The 25754-nt window shown below is 53.5% G+C and carries 37 protein-coding genes, 2 tRNA genes and 3 pseudogenes; 28 read left to right on the top strand and 14 right to left on the bottom strand.

The features are described 5' to 3' along the window. The first annotated feature begins 25 nt into the window (after positions 1–25). The 3 genes from gsiB to gsiD all read left to right on the top strand — a co-directional run bounded on the left by gsiB (position 26) and on the right by gsiD (position 3473). Positions 26–1567, top strand: coding sequence for a glutathione ABC transporter substrate-binding protein GsiB (gene gsiB / locus L2I46_RS15895; protein WP_236948028.1), 1542 nt, complete (start codon positions 26–28; stop codon positions 1565–1567). A 72-nt stretch (positions 1568–1639) separates the two neighbouring features. Further along, positions 1640–2560: a glutathione ABC transporter permease GsiC gene (gene gsiC, locus L2I46_RS15890; RefSeq protein ID WP_004886274.1), complete on the top strand. Its 921-nt coding sequence runs from the start codon at positions 1640–1642 to the stop codon at positions 2558–2560. 1 nt (position 2561) lies between these two features. After that, positions 2562–3473 carry a glutathione ABC transporter permease GsiD gene (gsiD, locus tag L2I46_RS15885; RefSeq protein WP_023288969.1) on the top strand — a complete coding sequence of 304 codons (912 nt, stop codon included), beginning with the start codon at positions 2562–2564 and terminating at the stop codon, positions 3471–3473. Positions 3474–4508: 1035 nt separating this feature from the next. On the opposite strand, the gene rimO is transcribed toward gsiD, so the two are convergent. Both rimO and L2I46_RS15875 read right to left on the bottom strand, forming a co-directional pair. Continuing rightward, the gene (rimO, locus tag L2I46_RS15880; protein ID WP_117132614.1) at positions 4509–5834 is read right to left on the bottom strand and encodes a 30S ribosomal protein S12 methylthiotransferase RimO; all 1326 of its coding nucleotides are present in this window, start codon (positions 5832–5834) and stop codon (positions 4509–4511) included. A 235-nt stretch (positions 5835–6069) separates the two neighbouring features. After that, positions 6070–7311, bottom strand: a pseudogene (locus L2I46_RS15875) (oligosaccharide MFS transporter). Between the two features lie 371 nt (positions 7312–7682). On the opposite strand from L2I46_RS15875, the gene bssR reads away from it, so the two are divergent. After that, entirely contained in the window at positions 7683–8066 is a 384-nt protein-coding gene (gene bssR / locus L2I46_RS15870) for a biofilm formation regulator BssR (protein WP_023288972.1), read from the top strand. A 115-nt stretch (positions 8067–8181) separates the two neighbouring features. After that, complete coding sequence (locus L2I46_RS15865) at positions 8182–9291, top strand: PQQ-dependent sugar dehydrogenase (RefSeq protein WP_236948027.1); 1110 nt, start codon at positions 8182–8184, stop codon at positions 9289–9291. Positions 9292–9293: 2 nt separating this feature from the next. Here the strand turns inward: L2I46_RS15865 and L2I46_RS15860 are convergent, their stop codons facing one another. From L2I46_RS15860 to kil, 9 genes are all read right to left on the bottom strand, one after another. After that, the gene (locus L2I46_RS15860) at positions 9294–9920 is read right to left on the bottom strand and encodes a glutathione S-transferase family protein (RefSeq protein ID WP_032455238.1); all 627 of its coding nucleotides are present in this window, start codon (positions 9918–9920) and stop codon (positions 9294–9296) included. A 97-nt stretch (positions 9921–10017) separates the two neighbouring features. Continuing rightward, on the bottom strand, positions 10018–11304 hold the full coding sequence (locus L2I46_RS15855) for a site-specific integrase (RefSeq protein WP_236948026.1): 1287 nt from the start codon (positions 11302–11304) through the stop codon (positions 10018–10020). After that, positions 11304–11519 (bottom strand): excisionase family protein, encoded by a 216-nt coding sequence (gene xisR, locus L2I46_RS15850; protein ID WP_023297262.1) that lies wholly within the window; start codon positions 11517–11519, stop codon positions 11304–11306. The genes L2I46_RS15855 and xisR overlap by 1 nt, the downstream gene beginning before the upstream one ends. A 65-nt stretch (positions 11520–11584) precedes the next feature. Next, positions 11585–11971 (bottom strand): hypothetical protein, encoded by a 387-nt coding sequence (locus L2I46_RS15845; protein WP_236948025.1) that lies wholly within the window; start codon positions 11969–11971, stop codon positions 11585–11587. Then, positions 11968–12324: a hypothetical protein gene (locus tag L2I46_RS15840; RefSeq protein ID WP_087849212.1), complete on the bottom strand. Its 357-nt coding sequence runs from the start codon at positions 12322–12324 to the stop codon at positions 11968–11970. Before L2I46_RS15840 ends, L2I46_RS15845 begins: the two co-directional genes overlap by 4 nt. Further along, complete coding sequence (locus tag L2I46_RS15835) at positions 12321–12545, bottom strand: hypothetical protein (protein ID WP_023312753.1); 225 nt, start codon at positions 12543–12545, stop codon at positions 12321–12323. The genes L2I46_RS15840 and L2I46_RS15835 overlap by 4 nt, the downstream gene beginning before the upstream one ends. Further along, entirely contained in the window at positions 12542–12769 is a 228-nt protein-coding gene (locus L2I46_RS29760) for a ParE family toxin-like protein (RefSeq protein WP_023158871.1), read from the bottom strand. Before L2I46_RS29760 ends, L2I46_RS15835 begins: the two co-directional genes overlap by 4 nt. A gap of 7 nt (positions 12770–12776) precedes the next feature. Next, on the bottom strand, positions 12777–12998 hold the full coding sequence (locus L2I46_RS15830; protein ID WP_123640128.1) for a hypothetical protein: 222 nt from the start codon (positions 12996–12998) through the stop codon (positions 12777–12779). Positions 12999–13070: 72 nt separating this feature from the next. Then, entirely contained in the window at positions 13071–13364 is a 294-nt protein-coding gene (gene kil, locus L2I46_RS15825; protein ID WP_087849213.1) for a host cell division inhibitory peptide Kil, read from the bottom strand. A 473-nt stretch (positions 13365–13837) separates the two neighbouring features. Between kil and L2I46_RS15820 the strand changes: the two genes are divergently transcribed. After that, positions 13838–14032, top strand: coding sequence for a hypothetical protein (locus L2I46_RS15820; protein ID WP_071844745.1), 195 nt, complete (start codon positions 13838–13840; stop codon positions 14030–14032). On the opposite strand, the gene L2I46_RS15815 is transcribed toward L2I46_RS15820, so the two are convergent. After that, positions 13998–14216 (bottom strand): hypothetical protein, encoded by a 219-nt coding sequence (locus L2I46_RS15815; RefSeq protein WP_236948024.1) that lies wholly within the window; start codon positions 14214–14216, stop codon positions 13998–14000. The genes L2I46_RS15820 and L2I46_RS15815 overlap by 35 nt on opposite strands. A 203-nt stretch (positions 14217–14419) precedes the next feature. Continuing rightward, positions 14420–14824 (bottom strand): helix-turn-helix domain-containing protein, encoded by a 405-nt coding sequence (locus L2I46_RS15810; protein WP_032430161.1) that lies wholly within the window; start codon positions 14822–14824, stop codon positions 14420–14422. 79 nt (positions 14825–14903) lie between these two features. On the opposite strand from L2I46_RS15810, the gene L2I46_RS15805 reads away from it, so the two are divergent. From L2I46_RS15805 to L2I46_RS15720, 19 genes and pseudogenes are all read left to right on the top strand, one after another. Then, positions 14904–15131: a Cro/CI family transcriptional regulator gene (locus tag L2I46_RS15805; protein WP_023158876.1), complete on the top strand. Its 228-nt coding sequence runs from the start codon at positions 14904–14906 to the stop codon at positions 15129–15131. After that, positions 15115–15540 (top strand): toxin YdaT family protein, encoded by a 426-nt coding sequence (locus L2I46_RS15800; RefSeq protein WP_048334524.1) that lies wholly within the window; start codon positions 15115–15117, stop codon positions 15538–15540. The genes L2I46_RS15805 and L2I46_RS15800 overlap by 17 nt, the downstream gene beginning before the upstream one ends. A 13-nt stretch (positions 15541–15553) precedes the next feature. Further along, entirely contained in the window at positions 15554–15808 is a 255-nt protein-coding gene (locus L2I46_RS15795) for a hypothetical protein (protein ID WP_064169005.1), read from the top strand. Then, positions 15805–16854, top strand: a complete 1050-nt coding sequence (locus L2I46_RS15790) for a hypothetical protein (RefSeq protein ID WP_048334526.1) — start codon at positions 15805–15807, stop codon at positions 16852–16854. The genes L2I46_RS15795 and L2I46_RS15790 overlap by 4 nt, the downstream gene beginning before the upstream one ends. Before the next feature lie 26 nt (positions 16855–16880). Continuing rightward, complete coding sequence (locus L2I46_RS15785) at positions 16881–17276, top strand: hypothetical protein (RefSeq protein ID WP_048334528.1); 396 nt, start codon at positions 16881–16883, stop codon at positions 17274–17276. After that, entirely contained in the window at positions 17276–17497 is a 222-nt protein-coding gene (locus L2I46_RS15780; protein WP_023158880.1) for a hypothetical protein, read from the top strand. The genes L2I46_RS15785 and L2I46_RS15780 overlap by 1 nt, the downstream gene beginning before the upstream one ends. Continuing rightward, positions 17490–18281, top strand: a complete 792-nt coding sequence (locus tag L2I46_RS15775) for a ParB/RepB/Spo0J family partition protein (protein ID WP_236948023.1) — start codon at positions 17490–17492, stop codon at positions 18279–18281. The genes L2I46_RS15780 and L2I46_RS15775 overlap by 8 nt, the downstream gene beginning before the upstream one ends. Beyond that, complete coding sequence (locus L2I46_RS15770; protein ID WP_236948022.1) at positions 18274–18432, top strand: ead/Ea22-like family protein; 159 nt, start codon at positions 18274–18276, stop codon at positions 18430–18432. The genes L2I46_RS15775 and L2I46_RS15770 overlap by 8 nt, the downstream gene beginning before the upstream one ends. An 18-nt stretch (positions 18433–18450) precedes the next feature. Further along, positions 18451–18954, top strand: a complete 504-nt coding sequence (locus L2I46_RS15765; RefSeq protein ID WP_336886846.1) for an ead/Ea22-like family protein — start codon at positions 18451–18453, stop codon at positions 18952–18954. Continuing rightward, on the top strand, positions 18954–19166 hold the full coding sequence (locus tag L2I46_RS15760; RefSeq protein WP_004141386.1) for a hypothetical protein: 213 nt from the start codon (positions 18954–18956) through the stop codon (positions 19164–19166). The genes L2I46_RS15765 and L2I46_RS15760 overlap by 1 nt, the downstream gene beginning before the upstream one ends. A gap of 230 nt (positions 19167–19396) precedes the next feature. Continuing rightward, positions 19397–19475 (top strand): annotated as a pseudogene (locus L2I46_RS29755) (DUF551 domain-containing protein); the annotation flags it as partial. Beyond that, positions 19448–19636 (top strand): DUF551 domain-containing protein, encoded by a 189-nt coding sequence (locus L2I46_RS29750; protein WP_442910095.1) that lies wholly within the window; start codon positions 19448–19450, stop codon positions 19634–19636. The pseudogene L2I46_RS29755 and the gene L2I46_RS29750, both read left to right, overlap by 28 nt. A 46-nt stretch (positions 19637–19682) precedes the next feature. After that, positions 19683–19952: a hypothetical protein gene (locus L2I46_RS15750; protein ID WP_032430153.1), complete on the top strand. Its 270-nt coding sequence runs from the start codon at positions 19683–19685 to the stop codon at positions 19950–19952. Positions 19953–20334: 382 nt separating this feature from the next. Continuing rightward, a complete protein-coding gene (locus L2I46_RS15745; protein ID WP_032430154.1) occupies positions 20335–20517 on the top strand; it encodes a hypothetical protein in 183 nt (60 codons plus the stop codon). A gap of 166 nt (positions 20518–20683) precedes the next feature. Further along, the gene (locus tag L2I46_RS15740) at positions 20684–20992 is read left to right on the top strand and encodes a Ref family recombination enhancement nuclease (protein WP_236948020.1); all 309 of its coding nucleotides are present in this window, start codon (positions 20684–20686) and stop codon (positions 20990–20992) included. Further along, positions 20985–21614 (top strand): annotated as a pseudogene (locus tag L2I46_RS15735) (phage N-6-adenine-methyltransferase); the annotation flags it as partial. The gene L2I46_RS15740 and the pseudogene L2I46_RS15735, both read left to right, overlap by 8 nt. Positions 21615–21625: 11 nt before the next feature. Beyond that, complete coding sequence (locus tag L2I46_RS15730) at positions 21626–22225, top strand: hypothetical protein (protein ID WP_236948018.1); 600 nt, start codon at positions 21626–21628, stop codon at positions 22223–22225. Between the two features lie 627 nt (positions 22226–22852). After that, a tRNA-Asn gene (locus L2I46_RS15725) sits at positions 22853–22924 on the top strand. A 9-nt stretch (positions 22925–22933) separates the two neighbouring features. Continuing rightward, positions 22934–23009 (top strand) — tRNA-Phe (locus tag L2I46_RS15720). Between the two features lie 467 nt (positions 23010–23476). Here the strand turns inward: L2I46_RS15720 and L2I46_RS15715 are convergent. Continuing rightward, positions 23477–24001, bottom strand: a complete 525-nt coding sequence (locus L2I46_RS15715; RefSeq protein ID WP_219193103.1) for a hypothetical protein — start codon at positions 23999–24001, stop codon at positions 23477–23479. Between the two features lie 349 nt (positions 24002–24350). Between L2I46_RS15715 and L2I46_RS15710 the strand changes: the two genes are divergently transcribed. From L2I46_RS15710 to L2I46_RS15700, 3 genes are read left to right on the top strand one after another with little or no spacing between them, the layout of a single operon-like run. Next, positions 24351–24599 (top strand): phage holin, encoded by a 249-nt coding sequence (locus L2I46_RS15710; protein WP_004146526.1) that lies wholly within the window; start codon positions 24351–24353, stop codon positions 24597–24599. 2 nt (positions 24600–24601) lie between these two features. Continuing rightward, the gene (locus L2I46_RS15705) at positions 24602–25132 is read left to right on the top strand and encodes a lysozyme (protein WP_236948017.1); all 531 of its coding nucleotides are present in this window, start codon (positions 24602–24604) and stop codon (positions 25130–25132) included. Continuing rightward, entirely contained in the window at positions 25129–25596 is a 468-nt protein-coding gene (locus L2I46_RS15700) for a lysis protein (protein ID WP_236948016.1), read from the top strand. Before L2I46_RS15705 ends, L2I46_RS15700 begins: the two co-directional genes overlap by 4 nt. Positions 25597–25754: the final 158 nt, after the last annotated feature.

The raw sequence follows: 25754 nt of genomic DNA, 5'->3' as shown, positions 1-25754 counted from the left end.
TAACGCACCTTTTCAGGAGAACACGATGACACAACCTGTTTCACGCAAATGGTGGCTGGCGCTGAGTATCGCGGCGGCCCTGGCGAGCGCCCCCGCTTTTGCCGCCAAAGATGTGGTGGTGGCGGTCGGGTCTAACTTCACGACGCTCGACCCCTATGATGCCAACGATACCCTGTCGCAGGCGGTGGCGAAGTCCTTTTATCAAGGCCTGTTCGGCCTTGATAAAGAGATGAAGCTGCAAAATGTCCTTGCCGAGAGCTACACCGTGTCGCCGGATGGCCTGGTGTACACCATCAAGCTGCACAGTGGGGTGAAATTCCAGGATGGCACCGACTTTAACGCCGAGGCGGTCAAGGCTAACCTCGACCGCGCCAGCAACCCGGAAAACCATCTTAAGCGCTATAACCTGTATAAAAATATCGCCAGCACCGAGGCGGTCGATCCGACCACGGTGAAAATTACCCTCAAGCAGCCGTTCTCGGCGTTTATTAATATTCTCGCCCATCCGGCGACGGCGATGATTTCGCCGGCGGCGCTGAAAAAATATGGCAAAGATATCGGCTTCCACCCGGTGGGCACCGGGCCGTATAAGCTCGATACCTGGAACCAGACCGACTTCGTGAAGGTCAGCAAGTTCGATGGCTACTGGCAGCCGGGGCTGCCGAAGCTGGATTCCATTACCTGGCGACCGGTGGTCGATAACAATACCCGGGCGGCGATGCTGCAGACCGGCGAGGCGCAGTTCGCCTTCCCGATCCCCTATGAGCAGGCGCCGCTGCTGGCGAAAAACAGCAAACTGGAGCTGGTGGCCAGTCCGTCGATCATGCAGCGTTACATCAGCATGAACGTGACGCAGAAGCCGTTCGATAATCCGAAGGTGCGCGAAGCGATCAACTACGCCATCAACCGCCAGGCGCTGGTCAAGGTGGCGTTTGCCGGCTATGCCACCCCGGCGACCGGCGTGGTGCCGCCGTCGATTGCCTACGCCCAGAGCTACCCCGCGTGGCCTTACGATCCGGCGAAAGCGCGCCAGCTGCTGAAAGAGGCCGGCTACCCCAACGGGTTTAGCACGACGCTGTGGTCGTCACATAACCACAGCACCGCGCAGAAAGTGCTGCAGTTTACCCAGCAGCAGCTGGCGCAGGTGGGCATTAAGGCGCAGGTGACGGCGATGGACGCCGGTCAGCGGGCGGCGGAAGTGGAAGGTAAAGGGCAGAAAGAGAGCGGGGTACGGATGTTCTATACCGGCTGGTCCGCCTCCACTGGCGAAGCCGACTGGGCGCTGTCGCCGCTGTTTGCTTCCCAAAACTGGCCGCCGACTCTGTTCAACACCGCCTTTTACAGCAACCCGCAGGTGGATAGCGCGCTGAGCGAGGCGCTGAAAACCACCGATCCGCAAGAGAAAACCAAACTCTATAAAGCGGCGCAGGATATTATCTGGAAAGAGTCGCCGTGGGTGCCGCTGGTGGTGGAGAAACTGGTCTCTGCCCACAGCAAGAATCTCACCGGCTTCTATATCCAGCGGGACACCGGCTTTAGCTTCGAACAGGCAGATTTAACACCGTGAAGGTCGAGATGATGCCCTCCGGCACGGGTGGGAGGAGGGCGGTTTTTCCGCGGGGCGGGTGGTGGAGGTACGATGCTCAACTATGTGATTAAGCGCCTGCTGGGGCTGATCCCCACCCTGCTAATCGTCGCGGTGCTGGTATTTCTCTTCGTCCATATGCTGCCCGGCGATCCGGCGCGGCTGATTGCCGGACCGGAAGCCGACGCCCAGGTGGTGGCGATGGTGCGCCAGCAGCTGGGGCTTGACCAGCCGCTGCATGTCCAGTTTTGGCACTACATCACCAACGTGCTGCGCGGCGATTTTGGCATGTCCATGGCCTCGCGGCGTCCCGTTGCCAGTGAGATAGCCAGCCGCTTTATGCCCACCCTGTGGCTGACGCTGGCCAGCATGAGCTGGGCGGTGCTGTTTGGCATGGCGGCGGGGATCGCGGCGGCGGTGTGGCGCAATCGCTGGCCTGACCGTCTGGGAATGGCGCTGGCGGTGAGCGGCATTTCGTTTCCGGCCTTTGCCCTCGGTATGCTGCTGATGCAGGTGTTTTCGGTTGAGCTGGGCTGGCTGCCGACGGTGGGCGCCGACAGCTGGCGGCACTATATTTTGCCGTCGTTGACCCTTGGCGCGGCGGTGGCGGCGGTGATGGCGCGCTTTACCCGCGCGTCGTTCGTCGATGTGCTGCATGAAGACTATATGCGTACCGCCCGGGCGAAAGGGGTGAGCGAAACGCGGGTGGTGCTCAAGCATGGTCTGCGCAATGCGATGATCCCGGTCGTCACCATGATGGGGCTGCAGTTCGGCTTTCTGCTCGGCGGCTCGATCGTCGTGGAGAAGGTCTTCAACTGGCCGGGGCTGGGACGACTGCTGGTCGATTCGGTAGAAATGCGCGATTACCCGGTGATTCAGGCGGAAGTGCTGCTCTTTTCGCTGGAGTTTATTCTTATCAATTTAGTGGTGGATGTGCTGTACGCGGCCATAAACCCGGCTATCAGGTATAAGTAAGGTGCGATTGCTTAACTGGAGAAGGCAGGCGGCGCTGAACGCCATGCCGGGCATCAGGCCCGGCGAGATCCATACCCCCTGGCATGAGTTCTGGCGGCGCTTTCGGCGTCAGCCGGTGGCCATGGGCGCCGGTATTTTTGTGCTGTTGCTGATTGCGGTGGCCATCGTCGCCCCATGGATAGCGCCGTACGATGCGGAAAATTATTTTGACTATGACCGGCTTAACGAGGGGCCTTCGCTGGTGCACTGGTTCGGCGTCGACTCGCTGGGGCGTGATATTTTCAGCCGGGTGCTGGTGGGCGCGCAGATCTCGCTGGCCGCCGGGGTGCTGGCGGTGCTGATTGGCGCGGCCATCGGTACGGTGCTTGGGCTGCTGGCCGGCTACTATGAGGGCTGGTGGGACCGGCTGATTATGCGTCTGTGCGACGTGCTGTTCGCCTTTCCGGGGATCCTGCTGGCGATCGCGGTGGTCGCCGTCATGGGCAGCGGGATGGCCAACGTGATTATCGCCGTGGCGATCTTCTCGATCCCGGCGTTCGCCCGGCTGGTGCGCGGCAACACCCTGGTATTAAAGCAGCAGACCTTTATTGAATCGGCGCGCAGCATTGGCGCCAGCGATGCCACCATCCTCTTCCACCACATCCTGCCGGGGACGGTGTCGTCAATCGTGGTTTATTTCACCATGCGCATTGGGGTATCGATTATTTCGGCGGCCAGTCTGTCGTTTCTCGGTCTCGGCGCGCAGCCGCCCACGCCGGAGTGGGGGGCCATGCTCAACGAGGCGCGGGCGGATATGGTGATGTCTCCGCATGTGGCGCTGTTTCCGGCGGTGGCGATTTTCTTGACCGTGCTGGCGTTTAATCTGCTGGGAGATGGCCTGCGCGATGCGCTGGATCCGAAGTTAAAGGGGTAGGGGACGTCGGGGGACGGTCTGGCGCACGACAGGGGGATAAGCTGCATCGGTTGCCACTTTCTCATCCGGGAAAAGCGTTTATCACGTGTGGCGTCAGCGCATATTGCGCTCCCGGTTAATTTTCTGCGTTATGTCTCTTACGGTGCAGGGAGCGCACAGGGGGCGGCCAGTCGCCGCCGCCCCCTGTACCCCCGGGCTCCGGCCAGCAAAATCGCCACTGTGTGGTCCCTTCGACTTATCCCTGCAGGCTTCGGGTCGGGCCGAGGCAGCGTCCGTGCAAAACACGGCCCTCAGCCCGCATCCATGCGGGCTGCCCCGGCCTTCCGGGAACGTCTCAGCGATTTTGAGGCCGCCAGCACCGGCAGTTTCAGCAAGGCTGGTGAATAAATTAACGACAGGTCGCACGAACCCCAGGCCGGGTCAGGCGCAGCCGCCACCCGGCATAAAAACGGCTCCGTGCCCGCTGTCATCGCCCGGTGGCGCTGCGCTTACCGGGCCTACGAGGTATGAGCCTGTGAGAGGGAACTGTAGGCCGGGTAAGGCGGAGCCGCCACCCGGCATAAAACTGGCTCCGTGCCTGCTGTCATCGCCCGGTGGCGCTGTGCTTACTGGCCTACGAGGTATGAGCCTGTAAGAGGACCCCGTAGGCCGGGTAAGGCGGAGCCGCCACCCGGCATAAAAGTGGCTCCGTGCCTGCTGTCATCGCCCGGTGGCGCTGCGCTTACCGGGCCTACGATGTGTCAGCCTGTGAGAGGACCCTCCAGGCCGGATAAGGCGTAGCCGCCACCCGGCAAAATAACGGCGCAACAGGATTGCCTGGAAGGTAATCAATGCTGCGCTTGCCGGGCCTGCGAGGTATATGCCTGTGAGAGGACCCCGTAGGCCGGGTAAGGCGTAGCCGTCACCCGGCAAAATAACGGTGCCACAGGGTTGGCTGGAAGGTAATCGGCGCTGCGCTTGCCGGGCCTGGGGGGGAGCCTACGGGAGGACCCCCCAGGCAGGGGAATGCGATAAGCCGCTATCCGGGAAGCTGGACTAGATCCGGGTTCCCCACAGATCGTATTCGTCGGCGTGCTCGACTTTCACCCGCACCACGTCGCCAGGCTTAACGCGGGTTTCGCCGTTCAGGTAGACCGCGCCGTCGATTTCCGGGGCGTCGGCCATGCTGCGGCCAATGGCGCCTTCTTCATCCACTTCATCCACCAGCACCAGGATTTCGCGGCCCACTTTTTCCTGCAGACGCTCGGCAGAGATCTGCTGCTGCAGCTGCATAAAGCGGTTCCAGCGCTCCTCTTTCACCTCTTCCGGCACCTGGTCCGCCAGCTCATTGGCGGTGGCGCCTTCAACCGGGCTGTACTTGAAGCAGCCGACGCGGTCGAGACGCGCCTCTTTCAGGAAGTCGAGCAGCATCTGGAAATCATCTTCCGTTTCGCCCGGGAAGCCCACGATAAAGGTGGAGCGCAGGGTCAGATCCGGGCAGATTTCACGCCACTGCTTGATGCGCGCCAGCTGACGGTCCGCGGATCCTGGACGCTTCATCAGCTTCAGGATACGCGGGCTGGCGTGCTGCAGCGGAATATCGAGGTACGGCAGAATTTTGCCTTCCGCCATCAGCGGGATCACATCGTCGACGTGCGGGTACGGGTAGACATAGTGCAGGCGCACCCAGATGCCGAGCTTCGCCAGCTCTTCGCACAGGCTGACCATGCTGGTCTTCACCGGCATACCGTTGTGGAAACCGGTGCGGTGCTTGACGTCGACGCCGTAGGCGGAGGTGTCCTGCGAAATCACCAGCAGCTCTTTCACGCCAGCGTCAGCGAGGCGTTTGGCTTCCGCCAGCACTTCGCCAATCGGACGGCTCACCAGATCGCCGCGCATGGACGGAATAATGCAGAAGGTGCAGCGATGGTTGCAGCCTTCGGAAATTTTTAAGTAGGCGTAGTGGCGCGGCGTCAGCTTCACGCCCTGTTCCGGCACCAGGCTCAGGAACGGGTTGTGCTTCGGCTTTGGCGTATAGTGGTGGACGTGCTCCAGCACCTGCTCATAGCTGTGCGGACCGGTGATCTCCAGCACCTTCGGGTGCACTTCGCGGATCTGATCCTCTTTTGCGCCGAGACAGCCGGTGACGATCACCTTGCCGTTCTCTTTCAACGCTTCGCCGATCGCTTCCAGCGATTCCTGCACAGCGCTGTCGATAAAGCCGCAGGTGTTAACGATCACCATATCGGCGTTGTCGTAGGTAGGTACGACGTCATAACCTTCGGTGCGCAGTTCGGTCAGGATACGCTCTGAGTCCACGAGGTTTTTCGGGCAGCCCAGGGAGACGAAGCCGATTTTCGGCTGGTGCGTGACATTGCTCATAGCTTAAAAAGTGTTCAATTATTGGAATGGTCAGGGCAGGAATTCTACAGATCTTTGTGAAAAAGAGTATAGCTCCGTCACGGTTAATGGTGAAAAAGCGCACCCAACCCTGCCTTTCACGCCCCTGCCGCTACAGCGGATCCCGCACGCCCCGGGGCAGAGGTGCGGGAAACGCTTCCGGCACGCCGTGCGCGCGGGCGGCGATTCATGCCCGGCGTTGCTGCCGGGCAGAGACTTATTGCGCCGGGGTGACGGCTCCGGAGGGGGCGACGCCGGGCTTTTTCGGCTCGCGCTTATCCTGCAGCGTGAAGACAGAGATCAGAGTAAAGAGCCCGGCGATGCCGCCGAGGATCAAATAGGTGTCGGCGAAGCCAATGGTATCGTACAGATAGCCTGCCAGCGGCGAGTAGATGGCGGTGGCGATCGAGGCGACAAACAGCACCAGTAAATAGACTGTTGAAGAGAGCTTGTGGTCGAAGTTGGCGGCGATGAATTTAAAGACCGACACCAGAATTAACGGTTTCTCCAGGGCATGCATCATTTTTACTGCGCCAATCCACACCGGGCCGAGAGGCACCGCCGAGCCAGCAATACGTACCGACATGATCAGCCCGGCAATGATCACCGCCCATTTGGCGCCGGTCCGGTTAACAAACCACGGCATCAGGCATAAGAACAGCGTTTCGCCGCACACCTGAATGGAGGCGAGGATCCCATACCAGCGGTTGCCTTCCTCCGGCGTCGGGAATTGCAGCGAGAAGTACTGGGCAAATTGCTGATCGTAGGTGTCATAAATCTGCGTGACGAACAGGGTAAAAATCAGCAGCATCCAGAACTGGCTGTTCTTCGCCAGCTCAAGGGCATGGGAGACCTTCAGCGATTCGCTTCACGCCACATCGGCGTCAGTTAATTCGATTTTGGTCAGCATAAAGCAGACGGCGGCGATGACGATGGCGAGGCTGGCGAGCCAGAAGGCCAGATTGGGATTACTGTCGATATATTTACCGACGATCCAGGCCGCGGCCGCCCAGCCTAACGAGCCCCACATCCGCACCCGACCGTATTCGAACTGGTAGCGGCGGGAAATCTTATCGATATAAGAGTCGATCACCCCGCAGCCGGAGTTAAAGATGATCCCCAGATAGATGCCTCCCAGCAGCGCGCCAATCCAGAAGCTGTGCATCAGCAGCGGCGCGTAAACGTAGATAAAGAAGGGGCCTACCGGCAGGAGCAGCGCCACCAGCAGCCAGATAAGGCGTTTTTTCAGGCCGAACTTGTCGGAGATAAAGCCGAAGAAAGGCTGCATCAGCAGGGCGATAAAGGCGTTGACCGAATAGAGCAGGCCGGTTTTCGTGGCGCTGATGCCAAGATGCTGGGTGGTCCAGATGACAAAGAAAGCCATGGTCGACGACCAGGCGAACAGGTAGAGGAAATCGAAAAGACTCAACAGAAGGTAGTTTCTTTTACCGGGCGTCATGGTTCAGTTCCTTGCAAATGGGCAGAGAGATTATCAGCGAACCGCGGTCGCTGTTTTTATTAAATGTTATACGTATTACATTAATGATTTGTTATGGCATCCTGACTGGCGATCGTGCAATAGCGCCAGCAATATAATGTGATCATTGCAGCACTATTTTGGCCTTTTTATAGCGGCGAATGCGAATTAATTTCTTTTTGAAATTAAATGTGATCGTATAACATAATCTTTGTTATATACCTAACAAAGCGGCAAGGTTGTTACATTGTAAAGGGTGTTAAAGGCTTGGGAATAATTGACCTGGCGCATCATTTTGTACAAAAAATAACCGTATTATGGATGAGGTAAAGGACGACAGAGGAGGAACCGTGATGACCGTTGACAGACTATACCGCCACCTTTTGCAGAAGCTCATTAACGCCAATATCGATATTGACGCCTATCTGCAGCTGCGAAAGGCCAAAGGCTACATGTCAGTCAGCGAAAATGACCATCTGCGTGAAAACTTGTTTGAGCTTTGCCGTGAAATGCGTGCCCAGGCGCCGCGCCTGCAGAATGTCATTTCACCGGAGGAGAGGGATGCCCTTCGTTTGGCCGGCGAGTCCGTCGCCGCCGCTGCAGTATGCCTGATGAGCGGACATCATGATTGTCCGCTGTACATCGCTGTTAACGTAGAGAAGCTAGAACGCTGTCTGACAGGATTGACTTCAAATATTCATAAATTGAATAAATTGTCGCCAATCCCTCATGCCTGATCGGCTGAAACCCAGGGGAAGTGGACGCTTCCCCTGTTAAAGGTTATGTAAAAATCCCCGCGCAAATTTCCCCGCTGGCTACCCTTTAGCGCAGAGCTCACGAAAGGAGAATGCCATGCGTCCGATCCCGCTGCTGTTGCTATTGAGCACCCTGTCGCTGCCGGCCCTGAGCCAGGCCGCGGTGCGGGTGGAAGTATTGCAGAACCGGCTGGCCCATCCGTGGAGCCTGGCGTTTCTCCCCGGCGACCAGGGCATGTTGATTACTCTGCGCGGCGGCGAGCTCAAGCGCTGGCAGCCGGGTAAAGGCCTGTCGGCGGCGATAGCCGGCGTGCCGCAGGTGTGGGCCAACGGCCAGGGAGGCTTACTGGACGTGGCGCTGGCCCCGGATTTCGCGCAGTCGCGGCGGGTGTGGCTAAGCTATGCGGAGAGCGACGCCAGCGGCAAAGCGGGCACCGCGGTGGGCTACGGGCAGTTGAGCCAGGATGCCACGCAGCTGACGAACTTCACCGTGGTGTTTCGCCAGCAGCCGAAACTCTCCGTCGGCAATCATTTTGGCGGCCGGCTGGTGTTCGACGGCAAAGGGCATCTGTTTATTGGCCTCGGGGAGAACAATCAGCGTCCCACCGCTCAGGATCTTGGCAAGCTGCAGGGAAAAGTGGTCCGTCTGACGGAGACCGGGGGCGTTCCGCCGGATAATCCCTTTGGTGGCCGGGCCGACGTGAGGCCGGAGATCTGGGCATACGGCATCCGCAATCCGCAGGGTATGGCGATGAATCCGTGGAGCGGGGCGCTGTGGCTGAACGAGCATGGCCCGCGCGGCGGGGATGAAATTAATATCCCACAGGCGGGAAAAAACTATGGCTGGCCACTGGCGACGCACGGCATTAACTACAGCGGCCTGCCCATTCCGGAGGCCAGGGGCAAGACGGTGCCGGGGACCGAGCCTCCCCTGTATGTCTGGCCGGTCTCACCGGGAGTGAGCGGGATGGCCTTTTACGCGGCGCAGACCTTTCCCCAGTGGCAACATAAGCTGTTTATCGGCGCGCTGAAGGAGACATCGCTGATTGTTCTGGCGGTGGACGGCAATCAGGTCCATGAGGAGGGGCGCCTGCTGGAGGCGCGCGGGAAACGGATCCGCGACGTCCGCGTGGGACCCGACGGCTATCTGTATGTGTTAACCGACGAGTCTAACGGCGAGCTATTGCGGCTGAGTCCGGAGAGTTAATTTCAGGTGACCGGGATCTGCACCACTTCGCGCCAGGCCGGACGCTGGCTAATCTGCTGATACCAGCGCTGCAGATGGGGACGCGGTTGCCAGCTGTCGAGGATCGACAGCAGGTTGTAGACGAAGGGGGCGACGGCAATATCGCCAAGGCCGAACTGCTCGCCGGAGAGCCACGGCGTTTTCGCCAGCTCGTCATCCAGCATGGCGAACAGCGCTTCGCAGGCGCTGATCCCCGCGGCGATGGCCGCCGGGTCGCGTTGCTCCGGCGGCGTCCTCACCAGGCCCATTAATACCGGGCGATGGGCGGGAGAGAGCGTGCCGTTGGACCAGTCCATCCACTTATCGCCTTGCGCGCGCTGCGCCGGCGCGGCCAGCCACAGACGGTCAGCGCCATACTGGGCGGCAAGGTAGCGAATAATCGTATTTGATTCCCACAACACCACCCCGGTGGCATCGTCCTTTAACAGCGGCACCAGCCCGTTGGGGTTCATCGCCAGATATTCCGGGTCATGATTGAGACCAAACTCCAGCCCGGCGAGGATCTGCTCATACGGCAGATCCAGCTCCTCCAGCACCCAGCGCACTTTCTTCACGTTGGTCGAGTTATTACGTCCCCACAGTGTAATCATTTTCGCTCCTGAGTTTGTTTCACTGCCGTTGCAGCGCGATCGGCGATCATGTTGGGATAAAGTTAATATTCCGGCAAGCTTTTTTATTTTGCTGAAATCAAACGTTTTTTATACCAACTACCTTGCGTTTGGGGCACCCTTGGGACACAACGTCAGAAAAACTGCTATTCAGCATCTCCACCTGGTTGCGGTCCATCTCTCCGATCCACTTCGAGTAAATCTCATAAACCATCTTCGCGTTTTCGTGACCCATCTGTCCGGCGATAAACGACGGGTTAGCACCGGCAGTTAATAACCAGCACGCAAAAGTGTGGCGCGACTGGTAAGGGCGCCTGTTCCTGATACCTGCCTTCTTTAATCCTGCCTCCCAACTATACCCCAGAGACTGAGATCCGTAATACTTCGTTTCCCCGCGCCAGTTTTTGGGCGGGATAAACACGAACCGCAGTTTTTGTTGTTCAGTTAAACCATGTTCGCGGTGATGGAAGGTGATTTCGGTTTTGCTTAATGCGCCAGTTAGCTTGAATTGCTCACGTAAAGCGTTCAGCGCAGGCTCAAGCAGGGTTACAGTTCTGATCCCCGCTTCGGTTTTAGGTGGCACAAACAGTCCCTCGTTAGTCTGATTACGCCTAACGTGAAGTTCACCCTTATCAAGGTCCACATCTTCCCAGGCTAAAGCTGTAAGCTCTCCATGCCGAAGGCCGGTAAAGATAGCTGTAGTCCAGAGTAAAACATAACGAGGAGATAGCGCTTTTATAAAACCTTCGAACTCACTCTGGAGAAGCGGATCCGGGTCTCTCCTGGAGCGCTTGAGCATCTTTATACCTTCGTGCGGGGTATGCTCGATAAAACCGCTCAGGTTAGCCAGTTTGAGCAACGCAGTCAGGTTGTTCATCAGGCCGTTGACCGTGGATACAGCCCGACCTTTTCTTTTTAACCAGGGCGCATGATCGCTAAAGGTGTTTCCCGTCAACAGCAAGTTTCTGTAATTCAACAGATCGGTATGCTGAATATCTGCAATATGCGTATTACTTCCGACGATAGCGCAAAGTGTTGCTATTCGTGATTCTGCACCTCTGTATGATGCTGCTGAAACCTCAAGCTTTTTGGCATCAAGATAAACTTTGCATAATTCACCAAAGGCTTTAACTTTTTGTGTCGTGGTAAATTTTTTAATCGCTTTTGATTCAGGAAAATGCTCTGCATAGTCAAACTTCCCCTGCTGAATCTCACTTACTATTAAAGCACGGAGGTTACCAGCCTTTCGTATATTGCTATTTGATACAGTCCAGCCCCGCAAAACTTCGCGGCACCGTATGCCGCGATATAGAAAGCTAATTCTTATTCCCTTCCCATGCAGCTCTACGCCAGCTGGCATATTCATTATGTTTCCCCGACAAGCCTATTAATCCTGGTGTAGTTGTAGAGAAGAGTCACCCTTCCTTCTGAAGCTTCGGGGTCAGGTGAGTGCTTCTTATAATGAACCCCCTCAATCCATCTCCCCTCCCGGTAAGATTTAATTTGCCGGGGAGTCATATACATCTTCGCTACAATTCCCTTTTCCATCACCCATTCATCTTCTTGAGTAATATCGGCCATAAATAACCTCATGGCCGGGAAACTATAATCAGTGTCCCGGCTTAATGTTGATTATTGGAAATCATTCAGTGTGTACGGTCGTATTCAGCGATCGCTTCCATAGCTTCATCGGCGGTATACAGAGAGTTAGGGTGGTTAATTGCATTGATGAAGTCGTCGCGGTCACGCTGACGGTGCCTTAGTTCCAGTTCCGCAATACGGGCCTCAGCCTCTTTGATGTTTTTGGTCAGCCTGTCATGTCCATCAACGATCTTCAGAGCCTCTCGGTTCATGTATTCTTCTACCTGCTCTACTGCATTACGCAGTTCGCGGGTGCTTACAACACGCTTTCCCGTTTCGCAGAGGTTATGCAGCGGAGTGAAAAACTCGCGACGTACCAGGCGTGCGGCGACGATAATCAGGATGCTGCCGGACTCTCTGGCAACCTCCGGGGTAAGTTCGGTGAGATTCATGCCGTCACCTTGTGCGCTTCCGCATCGAACTTCCGGCCCTGATACCAACCGCGACGCAGCCAGCGACGGATAGTACGCATAGCCTTTGCATCACCACGCACGGGCTCAGGGAAACCCCCGTATTTCACAGTTTTAGGCCCATGCTTGCGCTCTGACTGCATCATTCCGCACTCAATGATGTGATCGCGGTAGAAGGACAGCCACTGCTTGCGATTACAGACAGGGCAAGGAATGTCACCACCATTCGTCAACATGCCATCTTCGTATGCGTCGCAATCCCACAGGTAGCCATCACAGCAAAGGCTATCCGGGTAATGCGCACCAAACTCATAACCTTGATATCCGCAGCTCATCGTGATGCCTCCGCTTTAATCGCTTTATACGCACGCAGTACGTGAGAAGTTTTACCGGTAATAACTGTTTTTAAAACAAAGAAACCGCTACGCTTAGCACGAACGGAAGGGGCAAGAAATAGCGCTGTATCAACAACGCGGTTATGAAGACGGAATTCAAATACAGTGCTTGTTAATGTGATGACTGAATCCGACCCTTGATCATTGAATTCTATTTTCATGATTGTGCTTTCCTGTCTTTAAGTTGGTTGTATTTTTCATGGCTCATAATTTCCCAGCAGGTACCGTTATTGCGGGATAATAAGCGCCATTTTCTGCCAATCTTTAAACTTAAATTCCCGCATTTGATTCGGCATGGCTTTATATCACCCTTGCTGTACAAGCTCAGAACATGCGATGCCTTTTCATTTACATGCGATGGAATACGGTTGGATGTGATTATCATCCGTCACCTACCAGCGCTTGTGTGCAAGGTGTCCTGGGCGTGACGGCAAGGTTTTACGAAACGAGGAAGCAGCAGCGGAGAGGGCGATTTTCTGCTTTTCTTTCTCATTGCATACCGGGCAGAAATAAAAGTCTCTCCGATAAGCACCTCTTCCAGAGGGGCGGTATTGCAACTCATCGCGAGCAAAAGAACCGCCGCAACCATGACAGTGCAACTTTAATTCTTCCATTTATCTATCTCCGGTTAAATTTAATGTGTGATAATACCTGCCAGTCAAGGCATTAAATAAAAGGTGCTGGTATTAGTAAGAAACTTCGGTGTTTATTTTGTAACGTGCATTGCCAGAATCTGCGTTAACAGAAACCAAATCGCCATACATGTCATAATTCAAAATAACATCGTTGAATTTCAGGGCTGAGAGAGATTCTTCGCGACTGCAAAACATAAAATCTTCTGCGTGCTTTGCTTTCTCAAAAATATCTTTCATAGACGAAAAAGCTTCGGCCCACATTTCACCATTGCCAATAAATTGCGCAATAGCCAGCTTGCTTTGTGCTGCTTTAAAAGCTGGGTTGCCATGTAATAAATTAGCCATGGAACACCCCTTTGATATACATAATTTCGACAGCCAGCCCACCCCAGAAAACTAATCCGATGGCCAGCGCGATTACCAAGGAACGAATGCCGTTTTTGCTCATTTGTTACTCCAGAATGGGAAGCTGATAACGACAACTACAGCCAAAAACAAGGCAACCTTTATACAGAACCGGTGCCATGCAGGAACTTCATGTTCGCGGATCATTTGCTACCCTCACTGTCATGTGAATTTGAGTACCAACAGACCTTGCAATGCAGTGCCGGGTGCCTCCCGGTGATACCAGCCAGTTAACAACTGGTATCGGCAGCTTTCTTTCCACCCCACTTCGGGAAACAAGTGGTACTGCTTTAACTGAACCGCGTGCGCATAGCCGCATTCACTGCATTGCAAGGTCTGTTATTTGCCTGTCTTTTCACCACTTCAGGCTCGGTGGTATGCTGGAGTTCTCACACAACCAGCAAAGGTAAATCATGAATAAAGATGACAAGGCTTGGCTTTTGGCCGTTGTTTACGCATCAACTCAACCCAAAGAAATCACCCCTGAAGAGTTCCTTTATGAAGTCGACCGCTCTGAGGTTGATTTTCTCTCCCTGCTTACAAAGCGTGAGGAAGAGGAAAGTGCGAAAGCGATCAAGACTTGGGAGCAACTAGGCTCTTCAAACTAATTGCCGATATAGCGGCTTCAACTACGGTTGTGGCTGCTTCTTTCACTTCATCCTTGGTTTGCCTGTCCCTCACCTTTTCAGCCACCACCACAAGAACGGTAGGTAAAACCTTCTCAATAATCAGCATGGCAACGTCTTTGTTGCACAGTTGGCCGTTAATCACCACCAGATCTTTGCTTTCCATATTCACCTCGTTAGTTAGCCCTTATCGCCGGGTAGCGGAACATTTTCTTCTTGCCAGTCACTGTGCGGTGATTGGTTTGGATGGGATAAACTTAGAATAACTTAAGTTTTCAATCAAGAGTTATTTTGTAGAAAAACTTAAATTTAGAAGCGTAAGAAAGTAACCCATTGATTAAAATGGATTACTTTAAATTTGGAATGAGGTTACTTTCTCGAGGCGCGCTTTCTGACTTTCAGTAATTCTTCGAATCGCTGGTTGTTCATCTCTACTCGCGCTCGCAATTCATTGAGAAATCCTTCTCGATCAGAATCAGGAAGGGCATCAAAAAGCCCGAGAAGTTCTTGCTGTTCCTCCGACAACTCTTTTTCCTGGCGCGGAATAGGCTCGCCAGGGACCTGGTCATCATCACCATAAAGTAACCATGTTGGACTGCATTGCAGACCACTGCTCAAAGCAAACAGCCTTTTACCAGCTGGCTGGGTTTCATCCCTTTCCCACTGGGAGATCGTGACGTGCGAAACCTTGACCAACTTAGCAAGAGCGGACTGAGAGAGTTTCAACTGTTTTCGCCTTTCAAGAAGGCGTGAGCCAAAGGTTTTATTTTCCATCATTAGAGAATTCTAAATTTTCTTGACTTAAGTTTCTCTACGATCAAATATCCTTAGGAAAACCTAAGGAGATGAGCCTGTGTTTAAACAAGATGCAATCAATTACTTCGGCAGCAAGTCGAAATTAGCCAAAGCTGCGGGCGTAGCCCCCGCGTCAGTTTCCGTTTGGGGGGAACTCGTTCCTGAAAAAAATGCGATGAGACTGCAACTAGCTTCTGGGGGAGTCCTGCAATACGACCCTGAAGTTTACGATCAACATGCTAAAGCAAAACGTTCTGGTGAGGTGAATCATGAAAATCAGGCATGAACGCATTCGCGAGGCCATGAATGCCTGGGCGCTTTATCCAGGTGGCCGCAAAACGCCTGTATCGGCGATTGTCGAAGCGTACTTCTCCCTGGGGATGACAGCACCAGAGTTGTACGACGAAAGCCACCCTGACGCACTGAGCCGCAATATCCAGAAGATTTACCGCTGGGTTGAAAGTGATTCACCTGCATCAATCGAAAAGATTGCGCAGCTTCTCCCGGCGATTGAACGGGCTATGCCGCCGTTGCTGCTGGCGCGGGTGCGTAGTTATTACTCCGAAACTTTCCGTGAACTTCTTCACCGCAAACAACGGGTGGACGACGAAATGGAAGCGCTGTTCGGCGCAATGATTGCTATCTCTGACCGGATTGCTGATGGCGGTCCTTCCGGTAACACGCTGATTCACTAAGCGAGGTTCAACCATGTGTAACCAGTCTGCTGCTGAGTTGATTGCTCGTCTGAAACGTGCTTATCCGGTGTATGAGCCGTCCGAAGGGGATATTGCCTGTAATGGTTTCCCTAAGGCCGGCTCCCGCTTTCAGCACAGACACAAGGGGCACATGGTGACGGTTCTCACTGCGACAGAGAAAGATGTTTCCTACCGGAAAGCCTGCGGGAAAGTTGGCTGGATGGGGTTACGTGAGTTTTTACGGCTACACAATGAGGTTTTGGTATGAGCAATCAGGTCTTTGAAATTGTTCAGGCCATGTCAGGGCAGGGGAACTGCATAACGATTCCCGGCCCGTATCTGGATTTCTTTGCAGGAGACAGGCAGCAGCATTTGCTGGCAGCGATTCTCAATCAGCTGGTGTTCTGGTCGGGTAAGTCGAGTCTGGATGATGGCTGGTTTTACAAGGAGCATGCGGCGCTCGCGAAAGAGGTTCGTGTTCTTGAAGGTGATGTTGTTAGAAGGGCTATCTACAAAATCACTGAGCAATATTTGCCCGGCGTTATTCAGGAAGATACCCGTCAGGTGAACGGTACACCGAAGAAGCACTACCGCATCGACCAGGAAGAACTGATGCACAAGATTTTCCCGGCAATACTGGATTCGGCACAAACGCCGAATCGGAATAAGTCATTGAAAGAATTGGATTCGGCACAAACGCCGAATGCAAACGGCACAAACGCCGAATGCATTCGGCATAAACGCCATATCCAGGATTCGGCACAAACGCCGAATGGAAACGGCACAAACGCCGAATCCTATCTCTATACAGATCTTAAAAATACAGATCTTAAAACAGATCTTAAAAAACAAGAGGGGCGTCCTCTCCCTGTGGATAACTTTTCTGAAGCTGCTCAGAAAACCGTCATCCCGGAAGCAGTTATTCCTGACGTAACCGAAGACAGCAACCTGGCTACCGATGACGACTTTGACCTCGCTATGTGGTTCTGGTCGACCATCGTCGAGATGTACGAGCGAGCAGCCGAGTTTGATGGCTGCCTTGCAAAACCGAGAGAACCGAACTTTGTCGCCTGGGCAAACGAAATTCGTTTGCTGCGCCAGGAGCATGGCTGCAGCCATGACCATATCCGAACCATGATTGAGCGAATCCAACGCCATCAGTGGTGGTGCGAGAAGATTCAGAACATGGCTACCCTGCGCCGAAAATGGCCTGAGCTGGTGCTGAGCCTTTGTCCGGCAAACCTGTCTACCGGCAGCTCGTTCGGTGTGAGCAGCAAACTGGATACCGACATCCCGAAAGGTTTCCGGGGCTAACAAATTTAACCGTGAGGATATCTCTGATGGAAAAAATTACTGACGTGCTGAAAGAGCTGGAGAAGGTCACCTGCCGTGAGCTGGCTGTTTATTTCGACCTGACAGCGCCTGAAATGCTGGCCCGCCTGATGGTGCTGGAGCGCGAAGGCAAAGCGCAAAACCTGAATGGCTACTGGATGCCGGGTGGAAGCACCGAGCCCGTAGCGGTAACCAGCAAACTCACAGAACTGGATATCAAACTGCTCCAGTTGGTGCCGGTTGGAGTCTGGTTTGAGTGGCAGTCCCTGGCTGGCTTCGTTGATCGCCCTCGCTACCGCTGCGAGCGTCTGGTGGCCGCGGGGTTTATGAATTCGAAGGTTACTAACCCTGGCAATCCGCACCACGGCACTAAATTCCAGAAAATCCGCGAGGTGACCCGGTGATGAGAGAGATACCTGATTGCCCGGTCTGTGGTTCCGCTGCTGAGTTTTATTTTCGGGATTACCAGGCTGGCGCCTGTTCCGGGGCCCTGCGATGCCCTTACGGACATCTCCGCGTACAGGATAGCTACTGGGCTGGTGGCAAGAGTAAATCGAAAATCCGGCTGATTGAAAAATGGTCTCAGCAGGTGGAACAGAAAAAAGGTGAAGTGAAAAATGGCTAAAAACTCGATCGACGCGTATGGCGCCAGCGGCAAAACCAACGTTCTGATGTTCGAACCGGAAAAGCTGCACCTTGTTACCGACAAAAACCATCTTCTCTACGATGAACGTATCAACCTGCCGATCGACGAAGGGATGGTTATGAACATCAAGGAGCTGGGTGTACTGGAGCCTATCATCGTCTGGAAAGACCCTGAAACAGGTCTCACCTGCGTGGTGGTTGGCCGTCAGCGCGTTAAACATACTCTGGAGGCAAATAAGCTTCTTTTGAAAGAGGGTAAGGACCCGCTGCTTGTTCCTGGAGTCGTTAAGCGCGGATCCGCAAATCAGATGGCTAAATACATGGTCAGCGAAAACGAAATTCGCAGACCTGATACCCCGCTGGGTCGGGCTAAAAAAATGTCAGATGCGCTCGACCGCGGGCTCGATGAGGACGACATTGCGGTGTTGTTTGGCTGCAGCGTTCAGACCGTTCGTGCAACGCTCTCCCTCCTCGATGCTACCCAGGCCGTCAGGGAAGCGGTGGAGGCTGGCACAGTTACCGTTACCCAGGCGCGTCAGCTTGGCACGCTTCCCCCGGAAGAGCAGCGGGCAAAAGTGGCAGAAATCGAGCTGGCGACAGCTGGCACTACGGGCCATGAAAAAGCTCGACGTCAACGCGCTGTGCTTGGCGAAACTAAGCCTCGTCTCAAATCACGCAAAGAAATCACAAAAGCCCTCGAAGGTGCCACTGACGATTATGCTGCGGCTCTGCGCTGGGTGCTTGGGGAGGCCAGCCATGACTGATATCACCGAACTGGCGCAGAGCCTGAAAGCGGCAGCAGAGAAGGCGACTCCTGGCCCTTGGCAGCGATCAAGCGTGCGATTCAATGGCATTACCGATATAGCTAATCCAATGGAGCAGGGTAACAAACCTCACATAGCTAACACCTCTTAGAAGCGTGACGCTGAATTCATTGCCCTAGCTAACCCTGCCAACGTTCTCGCGCTGGTAGAGGCGCTGGAGAAGGCGCAGCAGCGCATCGCCGAGTTGGAAGAAGCTGAGCAAAAACTCTGTGCTGCTAACGTGACGCTCGATGCTCGCGCGGAATTGGCTGAGCGCCGGTTGGCAGAGATGGAGTCCCGCACCGTCACCGCAGCCGCCGCTGACGTACTGGCTGAGCGCCAGCGGCAGGTTACGGCAGAGGGGTGGAGTCCTAAGCATGATGACCAATATAAAAACACCGAACTGGCTTTTGCTGCGTCCTGCTATGCGTTCCATGCCGCCGCTGCGTCATGGGATTTGGAAGATAATGGCATTCCATACGATAGCCATCCCGTACCGAAGCAATGGCCATGGGACCCATCGTGGTGGAGGCCTACGGGCGCTCGCCGCGATCTGGTTAAGGCTGGCGCGTTAATTTTGGCCGAAATTGAGCGTATCGACCGTGCCGCTGGCATCAAGGTGGAGGTTGAGTGATGGCTATCACTGAAGGATTCTGCGCGGACCTCTACTGCGACTGTGATGGTTGTCAGTCAGGGAAAATCTATCCGCAGGGGCAGGCTGATTTCATCGGCCGGAATATGACCGACATTTCTCAACAGGCGCGCAAAGCTGGCTGGCGCATCAGCAAAGACCGTCAGCGCTGCTATGCGCCGGGCCACAAAATTTCACGGGGAGCAAACCAATGACCAGCAAATTTAGCATCGACAACAGAGAGTTGCTTCAGAGAATCAGTAGTGGCGAGGCTGTTGCGGGAATTGATTTTGGTAATCTAATCGTCAGGGAGTTGGCTGCATTCAGGCTGTCCGCAATGGACAGCGAGCCGGTGGCGTACATCTTCAAGCATCCAGCAGGACGGTTGTTCTGGTCTCTGACGGATGAAAGTAACAAGGGTCATGATGATGTTATGCCGGTCTACGCCGCCCCGCAGTCACCCGGCAGTGAACCCGCTACCGTGCCGGGTAAATGGATTCCGGTAAGCGAGCGGATACCGGAAGACCGCAAGCAGGTAATCCTATGGGATGCTGAAATTGGAGAAGTAACAAGCGGTCACTACAGCCATAAAACACAGACTTTTTATCATTGCGGCGATGCTATCGAAAACGAGATAACCCACTGGATGCCGCCTCCATGCGCCCCGCAGGGGGTGAAACCATAAAACGCAAACACGCTATTTGTTATCAACAAATCACAGGTTTGTATTTATGCGAATGATAACCAGAAAGAAACCTGCCTTCACTGAGCTGTATCAGACTGGCGTACTGACTCGCATCGCCGCCGTAAAAAGCCCTGATGGCGGAGGCTGGCGATTGTTCGGCTTATGGCGGGGTAAAGATATAGCCGTGTTTGTGGAGGCTGCTCGCGGAGGGATTCGCGAGTGGTCTGGTCTGGACTATCTTGCCAACTTCTGCGCGAGCTGCGGCATTAGCCTGTGGGAAGTTCACAACAAGGTCGCCGAAAAAACTCCTGAATAAGACCCCGCTTTGGCGGGGTTTTGTTTGGTAAACCAGGCGCTGCTGAATGTTTCTATTCCTTCTGCGATCAAATAGGGGGTTGCGCCCTACGCAAAATGTGCATTCTTTGTCGCGGTAGTGTTTTCTGCTGCTCCATTTTCCATGTAATTAATTAAATCCTGAAATTGGCTAAATTCTTCTATCTGAGTGAAATAGGGGGTTGCACCAGAGAAAAAATGTGAATGACTTTTCTGGCTATAATGAATTTTTTTAACATATTGAATTTTATTAATTTATTCTGTTTTTTGGTTTTCTTTCTAGCTCGTGAAAATAGGGGGTTGATGGACGATTTAAATATGCGATTGTAATTCTATCAGATGTGAGTTTTGCACAGGAGATAGCCATGCATATCCCAGACGATTTATTTCCGGGGCTAAAGGGTCATACTGGGCCTGTACTTATTTATCTTAAGAATGGAGCTGCAGAGAAGGGATTCCCGCTCCGGCAGGATGAGTTTGTTACCTCCCTTAAATCCCTTGATGAGGCTTACAAAAAAGCAGGGTTACCACCTGTAAGTCAGGACTAAAATTAGCTATATTAATTATGGGTCTGAACAACCCTTCTTGTCAGTTGCTGTGCCACGGAGAAAAACCGATGGCGCAGAAGAAACACCCTCAAAAGATTTACCCCCTGACACCGGCTATCACTAACGCTGGTGTTTCTGCTTGTCTGTCGCACCAGGGCGGTGCGATATGAGCAAATCCAAAACCAAGGCTGAAAAGCTCCATCTGAGCCGCGTAGCTGCGCTGCGTTGCATCGTATGCCGGAACCTCAATTATGGCGAATCACCTGCTGAAATCCATCACTGCAGTTCTGGGACTGGCTTGTCTGTCCGTGCTGATAACTTCCATGTCATTCCGCTATGCCATGCCCATCACCGTACTGGTGGCTACGGCGTTGCTATTCATGCTGGCCGTAAGTCATGGGAAGAAAAGTTCGGTACAGAGGCTGAGTTATTGAGTCAGGTACTCCAGGAGTTAGGGGAGAGCGTGAATGACTAATTTTTACTGTGAAGCCCTTACGGCGCTGCGTTCAGCACCCCATCACTATTTAAAAGAAGTCGGCGACCAGTGGCGGACTCCGGATCTGCTGTTCTGGGGAATTAACGCAATGTTTGGCCCGCTGATGCTGGACCTGTTCGCAGACGACAGCAATGCAAAATGCCCCGTCTGGTTTACCGCAGAAGATAACGCGCTGATACAGGACTGGTCAGGGCGTCTGGCTGAACTCGGCGGCGCAGCTTACGGAAACCCGCCTTACAGCCGCTCTCAGTACCACGAAAAGCAAGCTATCACTGGCATGACGCACATCATGAACTATGCAGCTGCGCAACGAGAGAAGGGCGGTCGCTATGTCTTCCTGGTGAAGTCAGCAACAAGCGAAACGTGGTGGCCGGAAAATGCGGATCACGTCTGCTTTATTCGTGGGCGAATTGGCTTCGATCTGCCCGAGTGGTTTAAGCCAGCCGATGACAAACAAAGGCCGACTAGTGCGTTTTTCGCTGGCGCCATTGTCGTGTTTGATAAGTCATGGTCTGGCGAGCGGTTTAGTTACATCAATCGAGCGGTGCTTGAAGATAAGGGCCGCGCATTTATGTCACTGGCGCAGTTTGCTGCTGGTAAGGGAGATATTGCATGACACCACTTCAACGCCGCAGACAAAACACCGCTATGTCAGAGGTCGCGATCGCCACGCACAAACGATACCTTGGGCGCCCTGAGTTATTGACTGGCATCCAGTCAGCCTGGATTAAGTCACTTCTTACTGTATGGGGGGAAAGCCAGAGAGGGGAGGTATACCCGCGTAAGCCCACGTCACACTCATGCTGGTGGTCAGTTAAGGGGGAAAGATGGTCAGATAAAGCGTTAGAGCGCTTTACCGCGGCAATTGAGCAGGCAAGGGCGGAGGGCTTTCGTGGGCCCAATGCTCTGAAGCGTGCTCAGGTAATTCTCTGGCCTAAGAATGAGAGCAGCGTGATAGATACCGCCATCAGTAACGATGACGCTGACTTTATGGAGAAGTGCGTACTGGATGCTTTTGAGGTTACCGACCCGATTTACATCGTCGGAATGAATTACTACACAACCAGAAAAAAAATATCGGACATAACCAGAGAGCTTCAGAAGCTGGCGCCCTGGCTGACGGCGGACCAGTCGAGAGAGCGTGTGAAATGGTGCCTCAAGATATTTCAGGGTAAGGCATTTTTAGCCGCCCGCAAAAACCTGAGAAGTTAGCTGTTTTAGCTTTTTGTGCTCTTGATTGAAATTAACATTGATTTTCACCCAGAAGTTTAGATAATTCATTCATGCTTGGCAGAGCTGTGCCGCGATGGCAGCGATGAGAAGCGACAATTTAAACATGACGAAAGCCCCGCCCTTGCGGGGTTTTTGCTTTCCGGCGATACGATAGGGGTATTCGCGAGATGCATTGCATCAGTACCCCTGTCACATCGTCGTAGAGCATTGAAACGAGTTTCATCAGATGTTAAATTTTTGGTGTGGTGAATCCCCCTATGCGGAGGGGCGACCAGTCACTTACAGTGATCTGTAAATGCAGCGCGGGCCATGTCGACTGGGACATGCTCACCGGGAGGCACCCGGCACCATAATGCAATGCTACATAAGCTATTTGATAGTGGGGTTGCCGTTTCGGCTTCTCCAGCTATGTTTAAAAGGTAGTAACGGAAAACGAGCGCTCTCCTGGTAAATCGGAAGCTCGGACTATTAGGTGCGCCTCGAGCCGTTGAAGAATCAGTATTTCCTACCTTCTGCCCGCCCCTCTGAGCGGGCTTTTTTTCGCCTAATTCAGGCAAAACCATAAAGCATTAAGGGCTGCGCTATTTCGCGGCCTTTTTCATTTCAGGGTCAGAAGCACAGCGGTTGTGCGTTCGGCTGTTAACCGAATGGTCGAAGGTTCGAATCCTTCCTGTCCCGCAAAATTTTGGAACTCTGGCGTAGATGGTTCGCGCGGATGCCTGAAGAGTATCAGGAGATGGTTCGATTCCATCGGGTTCCACCAAATTAGCCGGCTTAGCTCCAATGGTAGAGCAGTCGCCTTGTAAGCGAATGGGTAGCGGTTCAAGTATTAAGAAAACGGCAGCTTATGAGCAACTGAAACCTTTCTTCGAGGAGCTGGTATCCGAATGTCACAAGCAGGAGTCATACGCGGATGTCATTCTCTCAAGAGTGACAAAATAATGAGTAATTTCTACAAAATTAGATTTTTGTGGAAATTGTCTATTGCGATTCCCGGAAAAACTGGTTAGATTCATCTCTAACGCTGGGAATCCGTTCAGTCGTTCCGAAGCAAAAAATTTAAGCCCCACATTAACGCAGTGGGGCTTTTATTACAGGTCTTACGGCATCATCGCCTACTAAGTAGATGCCCAAGCCGGTACACACTACGCCTGATGACGCTTAAAGCAGAAACCTTATGGTCGCGTAGCCTCCCATGTATCGGTTTGGTGGGAGGGTGAGGTAGGCACTTTACAAAGAAAATCCCTTAGAGATATCAATCATTTCAATACTGAGCAGAGAGTTTACCTCAGCTTTTTTCACTGGGTCGTCCTTAATGTCAGCAAGCCAATTACGCACTGCTTTAATTACATCCTTTCCGAACTCATCAACCTGAAGTTGCAGCGTATTATTGATTTGGTTCCTATGAATGTACATCCCACCAGTTAGTGGCTGGATAAATTTAAAATTATCAAGGCGCTCTCTTGCCTTTTGTGTGGTTATGTCGTCACTACCCTCATGTAAATATGCACAACGGAGAGCGTAAAAGTCAGAGCCACACAGGAAAATATGCTCTTGCTGGTCCCTACCAATGCGAGACGTGTATAGTGGGGTTAAATATTTATCGCACCACTCGATGGTTCTTTCTTTAGAGCTTTTACTTGCAGGGGTATCTATCTTTCCGCAGATGTCTGGGAGGGTTAGGGAAATAAATAATACCGAGTACCAATTCTTACCCTCGATAGACATTTCAATTGCTTTAATGAAATTCTCCACTGTTTGAACTCCTTGTTGATTGCGTTACTTGAATCTCGACAACTCAATATCGCATGAGGACAAAATTTCGGCAAATGGCGAATGTCACTTTTGTGGTGAATGCGCAGGCTTATGCGCTAGATAGCCGGAGATCAGCACCGGCCACCACAACCCAATCCCTCTACCTTGGGACCATTACGGCTACCGCGCCGTCGCTTTTACCCTTGGTATTTCTTCCCGCCTTGAGCGGGTTTTTTATTTTCAGGGTCGCGGGAATCACCCTCGACGCTTTGTTGGTAAATCAGCCCGACGGCCCTGAACCTTTTACAGACTACAGATAGCACCCCGAACATTATCGGAGGTGGAGACTATGAAAATGCCTGACAAAATCTTTTCGGCGGCCTCGTACTGCTCGTCAGGCGGCCTGATATGCACCGGGCTGGCAAGGACCTATGACTGGTTTCATGGCCTTGACTGGAATTTTATTGCCCTGGCCAGTGGCGTGATAATCGGTGTAGCTACCTACCTGACCAATCTCTACTTTAAGCGCCGCTGGACGAAGATGTATCAGCAATCCCTCGATCGTGGTTATGGTGGCCCGCCACCGCAGGATGAGTAGCGATGGCTAACCTGAAAACGAAACTCAGTGCGGCCATGCTGGCGCTTATCGCCGCTGGCGCATCTGCTCCCGTTCTCATGGATCAGTTCCTGAACGAGAAAGAGGGCAATAGCCTCACGTCATACCGCGATGGCGCCGGTATCTGGACGATATGTCGTGGAGCGACCCGGGTAGATGGAAGACCTGTAACGCAGGGGATGAAGTTAACCCAGGCCAAATGCGATCAGGTAAATGCCGTCGAGCGCAATAAGGCGCTGGCATGGGTTGATCAGAATGTGCGGGTTCACCTTACGCCTCCTCAAAAGGTCGGAATTGCCAGTTTCTGCCCCTATAACATCGGGCCCGGTAAGTGCTTTCCTTCCACTTTCTACCGCAAGCTGAATGCCGGTGACCGGAAAGGCGCCTGCGCTGAAATTCGCCGGTGGATTTTTGATGGGGGAAAAGATTGCCGCGTGCGTTCCAACAATTGTTACGGCCAGGTCTCTCGTCGTGATCAGGAAAGCGCACTGGCATGTTGGGAGATAGATGAATGAGCAGGTTAACCGCCATTATCAGCGCCATTGTGATTTGCTTGGTTGTTTGCCTCGGCTGGCTGGCCAGTCACTACCACAGCAACGCCACCGAGCTCAAAAGGCAGTTGGACAAAGTGACTGAGCAGCTCAGCCTGGCGAACGACACCATTGCTGACATGCAGACCCGCCAGAGAGACGTCGCTGCGCTCGATGCCAAATACACGAAGGAATTAGCCGATGAAAAAGCTAAAAATGATACTCTGCAGCGCAAGCTTGATAATGGTGGTCGGGTGCTCGTCAAAGGCAAGTGTCCAGTGCCAGCCGCAACCCAAGCCACCGGCGCCGCCAGCGTGGGCGATGATGCCACCGTCGAACTCTCTGCAGTTGCTGGACGAAACGTTCTCGGTATCCGATCCGGAATCCTCAGCGACCAAACAGCCCTGAGGGCGCTGCAGGAATACATCACCACGCAGTGCCTGAAGTAAGGCATTACAGAGCCACTTCCAGAGGTGGCTCGATAATGTCAAGGCGAGGACAAAATTATGGCAACACCGGACTGGGAGGCCATCGAATCGGCATACCGGGCCGGAGTCCTTAGTCTCCGTGATATAGGCGATAAATACGGCGTTACTGAAGGGGCTAT

It is taken from the genome of Klebsiella sp. 2019SCSN059, from assembly GCF_021739525.1.
Taxonomy (GTDB): Bacteria; Pseudomonadota; Gammaproteobacteria; order Enterobacterales; family Enterobacteriaceae; genus Klebsiella; species Klebsiella quasipneumoniae.
The sequence above is the reverse complement of the archived record's forward strand: the minus strand, read 5'-3'. Positions and strand labels throughout refer to the sequence as shown.

Excerpts from the sequence above, each read along its gene's own strand:
- L2I46_RS15705 (WP_236948017.1), top strand. The coding sequence starts at position 24,602 with ATGGCTAACCTGAAAACGAAACTCAGTGCGGCCATGCTGGCGCTTATC.
- L2I46_RS15860 (WP_032455238.1), bottom strand. The coding sequence starts at position 9,920 with ATGATTACACTGTGGGGACGTAATAACTCGACCAACGTGAAGAAAGTG.
- L2I46_RS15760 (WP_004141386.1), top strand. The coding sequence starts at position 18,954 with ATGGCTATCACTGAAGGATTCTGCGCGGACCTCTACTGCGACTGTGAT.
- kil (WP_087849213.1), bottom strand. The coding sequence starts at position 13,364 with ATGGCTAATTTATTACATGGCAACCCAGCTTTTAAAGCAGCACAAAGC.
- L2I46_RS15840 (WP_087849212.1), bottom strand. The coding sequence starts at position 12,324 with ATGAGCTGCGGATATCAAGGTTATGAGTTTGGTGCGCATTACCCGGAT.
- L2I46_RS15745 (WP_032430154.1), top strand. The coding sequence starts at position 20,335 with ATGCATATCCCAGACGATTTATTTCCGGGGCTAAAGGGTCATACTGGG.
- L2I46_RS15865 (WP_236948027.1), top strand. The coding sequence starts at position 8,182 with ATGCGTCCGATCCCGCTGCTGTTGCTATTGAGCACCCTGTCGCTGCCG.
- L2I46_RS15810 (WP_032430161.1), bottom strand. The coding sequence starts at position 14,824 with ATGGAAAATAAAACCTTTGGCTCACGCCTTCTTGAAAGGCGAAAACAG.
- L2I46_RS15820 (WP_071844745.1), top strand. The coding sequence starts at position 13,838 with ATGAATAAAGATGACAAGGCTTGGCTTTTGGCCGTTGTTTACGCATCA.
- L2I46_RS15830 (WP_123640128.1), bottom strand. The coding sequence starts at position 12,998 with ATGGAAGAATTAAAGTTGCACTGTCATGGTTGCGGCGGTTCTTTTGCT.
- L2I46_RS15730 (WP_236948018.1), top strand. The coding sequence starts at position 21,626 with ATGACACCACTTCAACGCCGCAGACAAAACACCGCTATGTCAGAGGTC.
- L2I46_RS15790 (WP_048334526.1), top strand. The coding sequence starts at position 15,805 with ATGAGCAATCAGGTCTTTGAAATTGTTCAGGCCATGTCAGGGCAGGGG.
- L2I46_RS15750 (WP_032430153.1), top strand. The coding sequence starts at position 19,683 with ATGCGAATGATAACCAGAAAGAAACCTGCCTTCACTGAGCTGTATCAG.
- gsiB (WP_236948028.1), top strand. The coding sequence starts at position 26 with ATGACACAACCTGTTTCACGCAAATGGTGGCTGGCGCTGAGTATCGCG.
- L2I46_RS15800 (WP_048334524.1), top strand. The coding sequence starts at position 15,115 with ATGAAAATCAGGCATGAACGCATTCGCGAGGCCATGAATGCCTGGGCG.
- L2I46_RS15770 (WP_236948022.1), top strand. The coding sequence starts at position 18,274 with ATGACTGATATCACCGAACTGGCGCAGAGCCTGAAAGCGGCAGCAGAG.
- L2I46_RS15855 (WP_236948026.1), bottom strand. The coding sequence starts at position 11,304 with ATGAATATGCCAGCTGGCGTAGAGCTGCATGGGAAGGGAATAAGAATT.
- L2I46_RS15780 (WP_023158880.1), top strand. The coding sequence starts at position 17,276 with ATGAGAGAGATACCTGATTGCCCGGTCTGTGGTTCCGCTGCTGAGTTT.
- L2I46_RS15845 (WP_236948025.1), bottom strand. The coding sequence starts at position 11,971 with ATGAATCTCACCGAACTTACCCCGGAGGTTGCCAGAGAGTCCGGCAGC.
- L2I46_RS15775 (WP_236948023.1), top strand. The coding sequence starts at position 17,490 with ATGGCTAAAAACTCGATCGACGCGTATGGCGCCAGCGGCAAAACCAAC.
- xisR (WP_023297262.1), bottom strand. The coding sequence starts at position 11,519 with ATGGCCGATATTACTCAAGAAGATGAATGGGTGATGGAAAAGGGAATT.
- L2I46_RS15785 (WP_048334528.1), top strand. The coding sequence starts at position 16,881 with ATGGAAAAAATTACTGACGTGCTGAAAGAGCTGGAGAAGGTCACCTGC.
- L2I46_RS15710 (WP_004146526.1), top strand. The coding sequence starts at position 24,351 with ATGAAAATGCCTGACAAAATCTTTTCGGCGGCCTCGTACTGCTCGTCA.
- L2I46_RS15815 (WP_236948024.1), bottom strand. The coding sequence starts at position 14,216 with ATGGAAAGCAAAGATCTGGTGGTGATTAACGGCCAACTGTGCAACAAA.
- gsiC (WP_004886274.1), top strand. The coding sequence starts at position 1,640 with ATGCTCAACTATGTGATTAAGCGCCTGCTGGGGCTGATCCCCACCCTG.
- bssR (WP_023288972.1), top strand. The coding sequence starts at position 7,683 with ATGACCGTTGACAGACTATACCGCCACCTTTTGCAGAAGCTCATTAAC.
- L2I46_RS15700 (WP_236948016.1), top strand. The coding sequence starts at position 25,129 with ATGAGCAGGTTAACCGCCATTATCAGCGCCATTGTGATTTGCTTGGTT.
- L2I46_RS29760 (WP_023158871.1), bottom strand. The coding sequence starts at position 12,769 with ATGATAATCACATCCAACCGTATTCCATCGCATGTAAATGAAAAGGCA.
- rimO (WP_117132614.1), bottom strand. The coding sequence starts at position 5,834 with ATGAGCAATGTCACGCACCAGCCGAAAATCGGCTTCGTCTCCCTGGGC.
- L2I46_RS15795 (WP_064169005.1), top strand. The coding sequence starts at position 15,554 with ATGTGTAACCAGTCTGCTGCTGAGTTGATTGCTCGTCTGAAACGTGCT.
- L2I46_RS15835 (WP_023312753.1), bottom strand. The coding sequence starts at position 12,545 with ATGAAAATAGAATTCAATGATCAAGGGTCGGATTCAGTCATCACATTA.
- L2I46_RS15740 (WP_236948020.1), top strand. The coding sequence starts at position 20,684 with ATGAGCAAATCCAAAACCAAGGCTGAAAAGCTCCATCTGAGCCGCGTA.